The following is a 12,782-nucleotide window of genomic DNA, read 5'->3' on the forward strand; positions in this document are numbered from 1 at the left end:
CCCCCTGAAATCGGCTTTCCTGCCGCATTGCATTTCTGTAAAGAGCCGCGGTTCATTGGGGGAGCGGAACATGCGGGCATTGATTCGGAACGGCGCAGCCTTGGCTGTCATCGCGATGGCGGTCACCGCGATGCCGGCCACGGCACAGATGAAGTCCAAGGCCGGCAAGGAGATCGAGAACGACCGCGCCGCCAAGGTCGCCGAACTTCCCGTCTGTGCCCGTCCGATCGGCACGCTGGCGCTGTCCGAACCGGAAAACACCAACCGCTGGTGGACGGAACTGGGGCTCAGCTCGCCCGAGGCGCTGATCCGCGTCTATGTCCAGAAATCGAAGTGCTTCCGCCTCGTCAACCGCAGCAATCGCGGCATGGCGGCGATGCAGCAGGAACGCGCGCTTGCCGCCGGCGGCGAAACCCGGCGCGGCGGCAGCTTCGGCAAGGGCCAGATGGTCGAAGCCGATTTCACCGTCATCCCCGACATCGTGACCAGCAACAACAACAAGGGCGGCCTCAACATCGGCGGCCTTGTCGGCGGTTTCCTGCCCGGCGGCTTCGGCGCGCTGGCCAGCGGCATCAGCATCAAGAAAAAGTCCGCCAACGTCATCCTCAACGTCGTCAACAACAAGTCGTCGGAGGAATTCGTCGCCGAGGGCCAGTCGAAGAAGTCCGATCTGGGCTGGGGCGGTGGCGGCGGGCTGTTTTCTGGCGGCTTCCTCGGCGCCGGTGGCGCCAGCGGCTATGACAATACCGAAATCGGCCAGGTCGTCGCGCTGGCCTATCTCGATGCCTATACCAAGCTGGTCAACGATCTCGGCGGCATGAGCGAAGCCATCGCCGGGCCGCAGGCCGAACGCGCCGTCGCCATGAAGAATGCCGGCCGCATGTTCACCGGCCCCGCCACCAACACCAAGGTCCTGAAGCCGCTCGATGCCGGCGCCATGCTCTATCCGACCGGCAAGAAGCAGGGCGGCTTCTGGGAAGTCGAGGACGAGCTGGGCAGCAAGGGCTGGGTCAGCGAGGTCGCGCTCGCGGTCGCGCGCTGACCGGGCGGGCCTACCCCTCCCAGACCATCGCCTCGATCTTGTTGCCGTCCGGGTCGCGCGCGAAGGCGCCGTAATATTCGGCGCCATAATGCGGCCGGGGGCCGGGGGCGCCGTCGTCGCTGCCGCCGGCTGCCAGCGCGGCGGCGTGGAAGGCCGTGACCTGCCCGCGATCGGCGGCGAGAAAGGCGAAATGCGCGCCATTGCCCGCCACGGGGGGCTGGCCATCGTGCGGCCGGCCGATCCAGAATTCCGGGAACTGCCGGCCATAGGCGATGCCAAAGGCTTCATCGACGATCCGCCGCGCACCCAGCGTGGCCAGCACCGCGTCATAGAAGCGGCTGGCCCGGTCCAGGTCGGCAACACCGACCGAGACATGGCTCATCAGGCTGGGAGTATCCATCGCGATCGCCTTTCGTCAGCCACCCGCTTCGGTGAACACATATTCGTGCTGGGCGTCGCGCATTGTCAACGTGCGCTTGCCACCGCTGCCGCCGACGACGAAATCGAGCCCGGTCAGCCCCGGTGTCACGGTCAGGAAGCTGATTGTCCTGTCGGTGTTGACGTGCGTCAGCATCTCGCTGTGCCAGGCGGTGAAGGCGAAATCGACCTTGTCGCCGCGCCGGGTGACGGTCAGCGGCCCCAGTTCGGGATTGCTGTACCGGACGGCGAGCGCCGCGGTCGCCGCCGGGTCGGCCGGCTGCGTCACCCGGCCGCGGAACTCTGCGACTTCGGCCCGGGTGCGCGTCGCGGCGGCGGCCACATCGGCGACCGCTTCGGGCTTGCCGTCATACAGAATCTCGACCAGGCGCCGCATCAGCGGCCGGCGCAGCGCATAACCGTCATCGCCATTGGTCAGGATGACGGCACCGACACCGGCCTGCGGCAGCCACATCATGTCGCTGTGAAAGCCCAGAAGGTCACCGCCATGGTGGATGATCGGCACGCCCCAGGCCATGTCCTCTTCCAGCCCCATACCGTACCAGCGGTCCTGCCCGGTCGGCACGCCGCGCGCGCGCCGCTCGAACAGGTTCTTTTGTGACACGAGTTGCTTGCCGTCGGGCAGCTTGCCGCCGGCCAGCTCCAGCCCGACATAACGGATCATGTCATGCGCCGACGACCAGGCGCCGCCCGCCGGGCGGAACGGCGCGATGGTGCGGTTGACGTCCGCGCCGGCGACGCTGACGACGGCCTTGCCGTCGAGATCGACAGCGTGCGGGCTGGCATGGTTGCCGGCGAGCGCACGGTCGAACGCCATCGTCGAATCGGTCATGCCGACCGGCGCCCAGATATGCTCGCCCACGGCCTTGTCGAAGCCGGCGCCGACTTCCATGCCGGGATAGAACAGGTTCGCCGCGACATAGCCCGCCGCCGACGCCATCAGATTGTTGTACTGGAACGCCTCGCCGAACCTGCTCGTCGGCTGGGTCGCCGCCAGCTGCCGGAAGGTGTCGCTCGCCGGCGTCTGGGCGGTGGTGGCGAACAGCCATTCCATGTCCTTGCGCGGCAGGCCGGTGCAGGCGCACACAAGATGACGAATCTGCGTCGCCGCCGTCGTCGCATCATCGCCGAGGCGAAAGGCGGGGTAAACCTTGGTGACCGGCGTGTCCCAGGTCAATTTGCCGGCGTCGGCGAGTTCGGCGAGCAGCATCGTCGCCATCGACTTGGTGTTCGAAGCGATCATGAAATTGGTGTGTTCGTCGACCGGCTGCCGGGTCGCCAGCGACCGCACGCCGAGCCCGCCTTCCCAGACCACCTTGCCATTTTCGATGAAGGCCAGCCCGACGCCCGGCACGTCGAGCGCCGCCATGCCGTCGCGCACAAAGGCCTTCAACGCCTCGACCCGCTCCGGTGTCAGCGGCAGCGCCGTCCTGCCGGCAAAACTCTCCCTTGTGTAACCGGCCGGGCGCAGGCTCTGGCTGACCAGGCCCAGCGCCGCGCCGCGCTTTTCCCCCGTCGCCTCGGCGCCATCGAACAACAGCACCGTCCAGCTGCTGCCGTGGCGCAGTGCGACCGCCTGGACCGCACGCCGGGCGTTGGGCGGCGTGTCGTAACCGAACACGGCGCGCGCATCCCAGCCATCCTTCGCCGGGCGCGCCGTTTCCAGCCGCACCGGCGGCATCGCATGGCCGGGCCATTGCCCCCACGCCGCCTTGGCCGCCGCCGCGGCATCGGCCGCCGCGCCGACCTCGACGATCGCGACGCGCGTATCCGCCTCGGGGGCCTGGATTTCGGTCACCGCGCCCTTGTCGACGCGATCGAACCCGGTCGGCTGGATGAAGGCGGTTCCGGCCGCTGTCTTGCCGGCGGTATCTGCCGCGACCGGCGCCGCCAGTGCCGCCGCTGGAGTCAGGGCCGATGCCGTCATCATGGCTGTGCAGGCCGTGGCAAACAGGATGCGCATCGTCAGTCCCCCGGAATCCCCGGTTAATTTTATCGTCATTCCGGTGCCGTTCGCAACCGGACAACCTTATCCGCGCATCCGCTCCACGGAGACGACCGCCTTCACCTGTCGCAGCGCGCCGATGATGGCGGTCAGATGTTTCAGGTCCTCGACTTCGATATCGACGACATCGGTGTGAAATTCGCGGTCGCGATGCTTGAGCGACAGGTTGACGATATTGGCATGGTGGGCCGCCAGCGACGCCGCCAGCGATGCCAAAGACCCCGGCTGGTTGTGGACGACGATCGCCAGCCGCGCCGTGGCGCCATCGCTTTCCGGACCCCAGGACACTTCCACCCATTCACCCGCTTCGTCGGCAAGGCTGGCGCAATCGATGGTGTGGATCATGATCGGCTGGTCGGGATGGCGGATGCCGACGATCCGGTCCCCCGGCACCGGATGGCAGGCGCCGAGCTCGAACGCCACGCCGGCCGTCATGCCGCTGATCACCACCGCCGCCGGGCCCGGCTTGCCGCGCATGCGCCGCGGCTTCTTGCCCGCCGTCGATCCCGGCACCAGGGCTTCCGACACCTGTGCGTCGGTCAACTGGTTGCGCGCCATGGCAAGTTCCAGCGCCGCGCGGTCGGCCAGCTTCAACCGCCCGAGCGCCGGCCCCATCATGTCGTCGCCGAGCCCGATGCCGAGCCGCAATGCCAGCGATTCGAGTAGCTTGCTGCCCATTGCCTGGCTTTCCTGCAACGCCTTTTGCCGCACATGGCGGCGGATCGCGGCGCGGGCCTTGGCCGACACGACAAAACCTTCCCATGCCGGGTCGGGCGCCTTGATCTTCGATCGCATGATCTCGACCTGGTCGCCATTCGCCAGCTTTGTCCGCAGCGGCACGATGCGGCCGTTGACCTTGGCGCCGATGCAGCTGTCACCCAGATCCGAATGGACCGCATAGGCGAAATCCACCGGCGTCGAATTGCGCGGCAGCTGGTGGAGTGCGCCCTTCGGCGTGAATGCGAACACCTGGTCCTGGAACATCGCCAGCCGGGCATTTTCCAGCAGCTCCTCGGGGCTGGCGGCGTCGTGGAGCACTTCGAGAAGGTCGTCGAGCCAGGGATAGGCCTCGCGCGCCTTGGCACCGTCGCCGCCCTGCTTGTAGGCCCAGTGCGCCGCCAGGCCGAATTCGGCCTCCTCGTGCATCAGCCGCGTGCGGATCTGCACCTCGATGCGCGAATTCTCGCTGTGCAGCACGGTGGTGTGGATCGACTTGTAGCCGTTGCGCTTGGGCGTCGAGATGAAGTCCTTGAACCGGCCCGGCACCATCGGCCAGCGCGTGTGCACCGTCCCCAGCGCCCGGTAGCAGTCGGCGGTGTCGGCGACGATGACCCGGAAGGCCATGACGTCCGACAGGGTTTCGAACGCGGCGCCGCGCCCCTGCATCTTGCGCCAGATCGAGAACGGCCGTTTTTCGCGCCCCGTCACCTCGGCATCGATGCCCTTTTGCGCCAGCAGCAGCTTCATCCCCGATGCGATGCGCGCCACCGTGTCACCGCCGCCTTCGCGCAGCTTGGCGAGCCGTGCCGCGATCGTGGCATGGGCGTCGGGCTCCAGTTGCCGGAACGCCAGCTCCTGCAGTTCGTCCATGAAGCCGTACATGCCGATGCGCTCGGCCAGCGGCGCATAGATGTCCATGGTCTCGCGGGCGATGCGGCGGCGCTTGTCCTCCGACTTGATGAAGTGCAGCGTCCGCATGTTGTGCAGCCGGTCGGCGAGCTTGACCAGCAGGACGCGGATGTCGTTCGACATGGCGAGCAGGAACTTGCGCAGGTTTTCGGCCTGGCGTTCGCTGTCGGTCTGCGCCTCGATCTTCGACAATTTGGTGACGCCGTCGACCAGCCGCCCGACATTGGTCCCGAACAGGGCGATGATCTGTTCCTGGGTGGCGACGGTATCCTCGATGGTGTCGTGCAGGATGCCGGTGGCGATCGTTTCGGCATCGAGCTTCAATTCGGTCAGGATGCCGGCGACTTCGATCGGATGGCTGAAATAGGGGTCGCCACTGGCCCGCAATTGGCTGCCATGCGCCTTCATCGAAAACACATAGGCGCGGTTCAGCAGATCCTCGTCCGCATCGGGATCATAGGCCTTGACGCGTTCGACGAGTTCATACTGGCGGAGCATGGCACGAGTGTGGTGTGCGGGGCGCACACACGCAACCACTTAACCTCGACCCGCCGGATAGAGATTGCGAGACGCGCGACGCGCGGCCCGGGGTTGGAGAGAAAGAAAGCAAGGGAGGAAGGCAGCAAGGAAGGCGGGGCGTGGGCAAAGCCCACGCGTCGGGCGGGTTCGTTCCGCGAGTCGGAACGCCCCGCCGGCCGGAATAAACGCGAGTCGGCGAATAGCTTCGCTATTCGCTGCCGCGTTTATTCGTAATCCGGCCCGAGATTCTGGTTCCGCGGCGGCTGCGCGGCGGTGATCCGCAACGCCTCGGCCGATGCCGACAGCGACCCGATCGCATCGGGTGTATCGTCCTCATTCTCGACCACACGCCGCATCGAAGCGATCAGCGCTTCCTTCAGGTCGGCGGGCTTGATTTCTTCCTCGGCGATCTCGCGCAGCGCGACGACGGGGTTCTTGTCACGGTCGCGGTCGACGGTGATTTCGGCGCCCGACGAAATGGCGCGGGCGCGGGTGGCGGCGAACAGCACCAGGTCGAACCGGTTGGGGATCTTGTCGACGCAATCTTCGACGGTAACGCGTGCCATGGGGCAGAACTTTCCGATTTCGGGAAGCGCGGCAATTGTGGCAAACCCCGCCAAAAGTCAAGCAAACACTTGACCCAGGCCCGTCCTTCGTCTAATCGCCGCCGCTTCGCAATTGGCCCTGCACCCCCGGTGAAGCAGGCGCCGCGGCCGCTTTCAAGGGCGGTCGGTGCGAGGCCGGGGTTTCAGCCCGAATGGTCGGGCCTGCAAATGAAAGCAAGACATGTCGAAGCGCCAGAACAGCAAGTACAAGCTCGATCGCCGCATGGGCGAGAACATCTGGGGTCGCCCCAAGTCGCCGGTCAACAAGCGTGAATACGGCCCCGGCCAGCACGGCCAGCGCCGCAAGAGCAAGGTGTCGGACTACGGCATCCAGCTCAAGGCCAAGCAGAAGCTCAAGGGCTATTACGGCGACGTCACCGAAAAGCAGTTCCGCGCCACCTATGCCGCCGCGGTGCAGATGAAGGGCGATACCTCGCAGAACCTCATCGGCCTGCTTGAACAGCGTCTCGACATGGTCGTCTATCGCGCCAAGTTCGCGCCGACGATCTTCGCGGCCCGCCAGATCGTCAACCATGGCCATATCATCGTCAACGGCAAGCGCTGCAACATCGCTTCGGCGCGGATCAAGCCCGGCGACACCGTCGAACTCGGCGCCAAGGCCAAGGACATGGCACTGGTCATCGAAGCCCAGGGCCTGACCGAGCGCGAAGTGCCCGAATATGTCACCATCGAAGGCCCCAAGGCCACCTATGTCCGCGTCCCGACGCTCGACGAAGTGCCCTATCCGGTGAAGATGGAACCCAACCTGGTCGTCGAATTTTACAGCCGATAAGGCGGCGCGTGCGCAGCATCTGCTGCGCACCGACTCGCCAGAGGCCGGACGGCGAGACGGCGGGGTTTCCCCGCCGGACTCGTCCGACCCCGGATCAAGTCCGGGGCAGGCTGCCCGGGCTTTGCCCGGGTATTTTTTTGTTCCACGCAGGCCTCTTTTTGGCCCCCTGCCGGCAGCGCCTAAAAGATCCCGCCGCCCAGCATCAGCCGCAGCACGCCGATCACGATCACCACGATGTTGAGATTCCGCCCGGCATTGCTGCTCGACATCGCGCCCAGCGCCAGGCCGACGGCGGCCACCGGGATGATGCCCCAGTTGGCCCAGCCCAGCAGCGGCAGAAAGGCCGGCACCAGCAGCAGGAGCGCGCCGAGGCCGATGATGATCGAGAGGATGTTGAGCATGGCCGCGCATATGGGGCCGAAACGTCGCGCGACAAGTGGCACCGCTTGCCCCCCATTCGAATCACGCTTAACGTGAACGTAAACCACTATCGCATCTGGGGAGAGCGTTCATGGACCTGAGTTTCTCGGCTGAGGATATCGCCTTTCGCGACGAAGTCCGCGCCTTCATCAAGGACAGCTATCCGCCGCACCTTAACGGCAAGATCGAGGAGGGCGAGGAGCTTTCCAAGGAAGATTTTCTCAGCTGGCACAAGGTCCTTGCCCAGAAGGGCTGGATCGCGCCGGCCTGGCCCGTCCAGTACGGCGGCACCGGCTGGACGAGCGTCCAGCGCTACATCTGGTCGGAGGAAACGGCGCGCGCCGACGCCATCCGCCTGATGCCCTTCGGCCTGTCGATGGTCGGTCCGGTCATCTACACCTTCGGCACCCAGGAACAGAAGGACCGCTTCCTCCCCGGCATCCTGTCGGGCGATGTCTGGTGGTGCCAGGGCTATTCGGAGCCGGGCGCCGGGTCGGACCTCGCCAACCTGCGCACCAAGGCGGAGCGCTTCACCGGCGACGACGGCAAGGAATATTACCGCGTCAACGGCCAGAAGACCTGGACGACGATGGCGCAGCACGCCGACTGGGGCTTCTTCCTCGTGCGCACCAACCCCACGGCCAAGGCGCAGGAGGGCATTTCCTTCCTGCTCATCGACATGAAATCGCCCGGCATCACCGTGCGCCCGATCATCACCCTGGGCGGCGAGCATGAGGTCAACGAGGTCTGGCTGGAGGATGTCATCGTCCCGGTTGACCAGCGCATCTATGAGGAGAACAAGGGCTGGACCTGCGCCAAGTTCCTGCTCGCCCATGAACGCACCGGCATCGCCGGCGTCGCCGCCTCCAAGCGCGGGGTCGAGCGGATCAAGACCATCGCCCGTTCCGAACTCGACGAAGGCGAGCAGCTGATCCAGAACCCGTTCTTCAAGCGCAAGATCGCCGAGCTGGAGGTCGACCTGTCGGCGCTGGAATTCACCGAGCTGCGCACGCTGGCTGGCGAATCGTCGGGCAAGGGCCCGGGGCCCGAATCGTCGCTGCTCAAGATCAAGGGCACCGAGATCCAGCAGCGCATCACCGAACTGGCGCTGGAAGCCGCGGGCCATTACGGCGCTCCCTATTTCCGCGGCTTCGGCGAAGGCGACAACGAGCACCCGATCGGCCCCGATTATACCCACCGGACCGCGCCGACCTATTTCAACATGCGCAAGACCAGCATCTATGGCGGGTCGAACGAGATCCAGCGGAACATCATCGCGAAGATGGTGCTGGGGCTTTAAATTCGGACTGCGACACGCGGCCGGCGTGGGGTGCGACACCCCCCGCCGGCATTGTGCTTTGTACATATGGCGCTCACCAGAAGCGCCGGGGAGACGCACCATGGATTTCAACACCACCGACGAACAGACGATGCTGCGCGACACGGTCGCGCGCTACCTCGCCGACACCTACAGCTTCGATAACCGCATGAAGACCGTGCATGGTGATGTCGCCGGCGGTGCCGGCTGGAACCCTGCCGTCTGGAAGGCCTTTGCCGAGGAACTCGGCATCCTCGGCGCGCCCTTTGCCGAAGCGCATGGCGGTCTTGGCGGCGGCGCTGTCGAAAACATGATCGTCATGGAGGAGATCGGCCGCGCGCTGGTGATCGAACCCTATCTGCCGACCGTCGTCATCGCCGGTGGCGCGCTGAAGGCGACCGGCGGCGACCTGGCCGACGCCGTTATCCCCGAGATCATTGCCGGCACCGCCGTCATCGCCTTTGCCTATGCCGAACCCCAGGGCCGCTACAATCTCGCCGACCTGCGCACGACGGCGAAAAAGGACGGCGCCGGCTATCTGCTGAGCGGCCACAAATCGGTGGTCTATTCGGCGCCCTATGCGACGCACCTGCTCGTCACCGCCCGCACCGGCGGCGACCAGCGCGACCAGGACGGCGTCTCGCTGTTCCTCATCCCCGCCGACGCCAAGGGCGTCTCGCGCCGCGACTATCCCACGGTCGATGGCTCAGCCGCTTCGGAGGTCTATTTCGAAAATGTCGCGGTGGGCGCCGAACAGCGGATCGGCGGCGAAGGCACGGCGCTGCCGCTCGTCGAACAGATCGTCGATGAGGCCACCGCGGCCATTTGCGCCGAAGCGTGCGGCGTCACCCGCGTGTTGCACGCCACCACGCTCGACTATGCCAAGCAGCGCAAGCAGTTCGGCAAGGCCATCGGCGATTTCCAGGTCATCCAGCATCGGCTGGTCGACATGTTCATGGAAGTCGAACAGGCGGTCTCCATCACGCTGATGGCAACGCTGAAGCTCGACACCGCCGAGCGCGCCGCCGCCGTGTCCGCCGCCAAGTCGAAGGTCGGCAAGGCGTGCAAGTTCGTCGGCCAGAACGCCGTCCAGATCCACGGCGGCATCGGCATTTCGAACGAACTCGCCGTCGGCCATTATTTCAAGCGTTCGACGATGATCGAAGGGCAGTTCGGCTCGGTCGACCATCATCTGCGCCGCTATGAACGCATCACCATCGGCTGAGGTCGCCGCACTCGACTGAGTGCGGCGATCGATTTCCTTCGCGCGTCTGACGAAATTAACTCGTTTCTGCCACTATCCGATCGGGCGTAAGCTTCGACCAGTCAGTTGGGAGAGATGTCATGGATGCGCGTACAGACAATTTCGGTGGCGGCTGTCCGGTGGAACGGCCGACCACGGTCCGGTCCCTGCTCGGCCGTACCAACAAGGATTGGTGGCCGGAGGCGCTGCCGCTCGATGTCCTCAACCAGGCCGGCCTGTCGGCCGATCCGATGGGCGATGACTTCGACTATGCCGCCGCCTTCAACGCCCTCGATTATGCTGCGCTGAAGGCCGACCTGACGGCGCTGATGACCGACAGCCAGCCCTGGTGGCCAGCCGATTACGGCAATTACGGCGGCCTGTTCATCCGAATGGCGTGGCACGCTGCCGGCACCTATCGCACCGCCGATGGTCGCGGCGGCGCCAACAGCGGGCAGCAGCGTTTTGCGCCGCTCAATTCCTGGCCCGACAACGGCAACCTCGACAAGGCGCGCCGCCTGCTGTGGCCGATCAAGCGCAAATATGGCCAGAACATCAGCTGGGCCGATCTGTTCATCCTGGCCGGCAATGTCGCGATCGAATCGATGGGCGGGCCCATCTTCGGCTTCGGCGGTGGCCGCCGCGATGTGTTCGAGCCCGAGCGCGACATCTATTGGGGGTCGGAGGAGCAGTTCGTCGGCCATGCCGACAACAAGACGCGGATCATCCCCGAAGAGCAGCTCGAGCTCGAAAATCCGTTGGCGGCGATCCAGATGGGGCTGATCTACGTCAACCCCGAAGGCCCCGGCGGCGTCCCCGATGCCCTGCAGTCCGCGCGCGACATCAAGGTGACGTTCGAGCGGATGGCGATGAACCATGAGGAGACGGTGGCACTGACGGCGGGCGGCCACACCTTCGGCAAGGCGCACGGCGCCGGCGACCCGAGCCTTGTCGATGCAGCACCCGAAGGCGCCAATATCGCCTTGCAGGGGCTTGGCTGGGCCAGCGCGCACGAAAGCGGTTTCGGCGAGCACACGATCACCAGCGGCATCGAAGGGTCCTGGGTCAACACGCCCACCGAATGGTCGGAGAATTATTTCCGCCTGCTGCTCGACTATGATTACGAACTGGTGTGCAGCCCGGCCGGCGCGCACCAGTGGCAGCCGATCGACCAGCGCGAGGAGGACATGGCACCGGCGGCGCATGACGCGTCGAAGCGGGTGCCGACGATGATGACGACCGCCGACATGGCGTTGAAGGTCGATCCGGAATTCCGCGTCATTTCCGAAAAGTTCCGCCACGATCATGAAGCCTTCAAGGACGCCTTTGCCCGCGCCTGGTTCAAGCTGACCCACCGCGACATGGGGCCCAAGGTCCGCTATCTGGGGCCCGAAGTGCCGGCAGAAGACCTGATCTGGCAGGATCCGGTCCCGCTCGGCACGCTGCCGTCCGACACCGATGTGGCGGCGTTCAAGGCGAAGATCCTGGACTCGGGCCTTGGCATCGGCGCGCTGGTCAAGACGGCCTGGGCCTCGGCATCGAGCTATCGGCGCAGCGATCATCGGGGCGGCGCCAATGGCGCACGTCTCCGGCTCGATCCCCAGCGGAACTGGACCGTCAATGAACCCGCCGAGCTGGCGGTAGTCCTCGACCGGATCGAGGCGCTGCGCGGCAGTCTGTCGGTGGCGGACGCCATCGTGCTGGCAGGCACCGCCGCTGTCGAAAAGGCCGCGCGCGACGCCGGTTTCGACATCGAGGTGCCGTTCACCGGCGGTCGCGGCGACGCGGTGCAGGATTGGACCGACGCTGACAGCTTTGCCGTGATGGAGCCACTGGCCGATGGCTTTCGCAACTATCTCAAGACCCGCCATTCGGTGAAGACCGAGGAGTTGCTGCTCGATCGTGCCTCGCTGCTCGGGCTGTCGGCGCCGGAGATGACGGTGCTGATCGGCGGCCTGCGCGTGCTCGGCGCCAATTACAAGGATGCGCCCGAAGGCGTGTTCACCGATCGCAAGGGCCAGCTGACCAACGATTTCTTCGTCAACCTGCTCGACAACGGCACCTTCTGGAAGGTGGTCGACGAAAGCGCCGACGAGGAATTCATCGGCTATGACCGCGGCGGCCGACACGAGAAATGGCGGGCAACGCGGACCGATCTGATTTTCGGTTCGAACAGCCAGCTGCGCGCGATCGCCGAAGTCTATGCCGAAAAGGGCCATGAGGAGAAGTTCGTCCGCGACTTCGTCAAGGCCTGGACCAAGGTGATGAATGCCGACCGGTTCGACCGGCCGCAGAACCCCGACAGCGTCGAGCCCATCGGCATCGCCGAACCGGCTGCGACGGACTAGGGCAAGCCCGGCACCTGGCCGCGACCCGATCGCGTCGACCGCGCCCGTTCAAGAGGCGCGGCGACCCGATCGGCCTTGGAGGAGAGTCCCATGCTCAAAAGCGAGGTGAATGCGCTCGACCCGCGCCGGCCGCACTGGGTGCTTGCCGTCGAAGCGCCGGGCCGCAACTGGTGCGCGGCCCCCGGCTGCCGTGCCCATGCCCGGTTTCTGGTCGACGAAATCAGCAAGGCACCATCCCGGTCGCGCTTCGCGGTCTTCGGAAGCCGCGCCGAATGCCTGACATGGGTGATGGCGCACCGGCTTGAACTCAATGCGCATATGCCGGGCGCGCGGATGCGCCCGGTGCCGTTGGCGGACTGGCTGCTGGGGCTCGGCTGACCCGCAACGTCGCTGGAGCGGTTTTCGATCAATTTGGGTCGACG

At 65.8% G+C, this 12,782-nt stretch carries 11 protein-coding genes; 6 read left to right on the forward strand and 5 right to left on the reverse strand.

What is annotated here, in order from left to right:
* Positions 1 to 100 precede the first annotated feature (100 nt).
* A complete protein-coding gene (locus tag GGQ62_RS09360; RefSeq protein ID WP_243446093.1) occupies positions 101 to 1,042 on the forward strand; it encodes a CsgG/HfaB family protein in 942 nt (313 codons plus the stop codon).
* 10 nt (positions 1,043 to 1,052) lie between these two features.
* Here GGQ62_RS09360 and GGQ62_RS09365 read toward each other — a convergent pair whose 3' ends face one another.
* The 4 genes from GGQ62_RS09365 to rpoZ all read right to left on the reverse strand — a co-directional run bounded on the left by GGQ62_RS09365 (position 1,053) and on the right by rpoZ (position 6,199).
* Positions 1,053 to 1,442, reverse strand: coding sequence for a VOC family protein (locus GGQ62_RS09365; RefSeq protein WP_153401230.1), 390 nt, complete (start codon positions 1,440 to 1,442; stop codon positions 1,053 to 1,055).
* A gap of 15 nt (positions 1,443 to 1,457) precedes the next feature.
* The gene (locus GGQ62_RS09370; RefSeq protein ID WP_207790489.1) at positions 1,458 to 3,410 is read right to left on the reverse strand and encodes a serine hydrolase domain-containing protein; all 1,953 of its coding nucleotides are present in this window, start codon (positions 3,408 to 3,410) and stop codon (positions 1,458 to 1,460) included.
* Between the two features lie 99 nt (positions 3,411 to 3,509).
* Positions 3,510 to 5,612, reverse strand: coding sequence for a RelA/SpoT family protein (locus tag GGQ62_RS09375; protein ID WP_152577562.1), 2,103 nt, complete (start codon positions 5,610 to 5,612; stop codon positions 3,510 to 3,512).
* A gap of 245 nt (positions 5,613 to 5,857) precedes the next feature.
* Entirely contained in the window at positions 5,858 to 6,199 is a 342-nt protein-coding gene (rpoZ, locus tag GGQ62_RS09380; RefSeq protein ID WP_152577561.1) for a DNA-directed RNA polymerase subunit omega, read from the reverse strand.
* A gap of 220 nt (positions 6,200 to 6,419) precedes the next feature.
* Between rpoZ and rpsD the strand changes: the two genes are divergently transcribed.
* On the forward strand, positions 6,420 to 7,031 hold the full coding sequence (gene rpsD / locus GGQ62_RS09385) for a 30S ribosomal protein S4 (RefSeq protein ID WP_152577560.1): 612 nt from the start codon (positions 6,420 to 6,422) through the stop codon (positions 7,029 to 7,031).
* 179 nt (positions 7,032 to 7,210) lie between these two features.
* On the opposite strand, the gene GGQ62_RS09390 is transcribed toward rpsD, so the two are convergent.
* Entirely contained in the window at positions 7,211 to 7,432 is a 222-nt protein-coding gene (locus GGQ62_RS09390; protein WP_152577559.1) for a hypothetical protein, read from the reverse strand.
* A gap of 110 nt (positions 7,433 to 7,542) precedes the next feature.
* Between GGQ62_RS09390 and GGQ62_RS09395 the strand changes: the two genes are divergently transcribed.
* From GGQ62_RS09395 to GGQ62_RS09410, 4 genes are all read left to right on the forward strand, one after another.
* On the forward strand, positions 7,543 to 8,751 hold the full coding sequence (locus GGQ62_RS09395; RefSeq protein WP_152577558.1) for an acyl-CoA dehydrogenase family protein: 1,209 nt from the start codon (positions 7,543 to 7,545) through the stop codon (positions 8,749 to 8,751).
* Positions 8,752 to 8,851: 100 nt separating this feature from the next.
* Positions 8,852 to 9,994 carry an acyl-CoA dehydrogenase family protein gene (locus tag GGQ62_RS09400; RefSeq protein WP_152577557.1) on the forward strand — a complete coding sequence of 381 codons (1,143 nt, stop codon included), beginning with the start codon at positions 8,852 to 8,854 and terminating at the stop codon, positions 9,992 to 9,994.
* Positions 9,995 to 10,113: 119 nt separating this feature from the next.
* Positions 10,114 to 12,360: a catalase/peroxidase HPI gene (gene katG, locus GGQ62_RS09405; RefSeq protein ID WP_152577556.1), complete on the forward strand. Its 2,247-nt coding sequence runs from the start codon at positions 10,114 to 10,116 to the stop codon at positions 12,358 to 12,360.
* 90 nt (positions 12,361 to 12,450) lie between these two features.
* Positions 12,451 to 12,738 carry a hypothetical protein gene (locus GGQ62_RS09410; RefSeq protein WP_152577555.1) on the forward strand — a complete coding sequence of 96 codons (288 nt, stop codon included), beginning with the start codon at positions 12,451 to 12,453 and terminating at the stop codon, positions 12,736 to 12,738.
* Positions 12,739 to 12,782: the final 44 nt, after the last annotated feature.

The organism is Polymorphobacter fuscus (genome assembly GCF_011927825.1).
Lineage (GTDB): Bacteria > Pseudomonadota > Alphaproteobacteria > Sphingomonadales > Sphingomonadaceae > Sandarakinorhabdus > Sandarakinorhabdus fusca.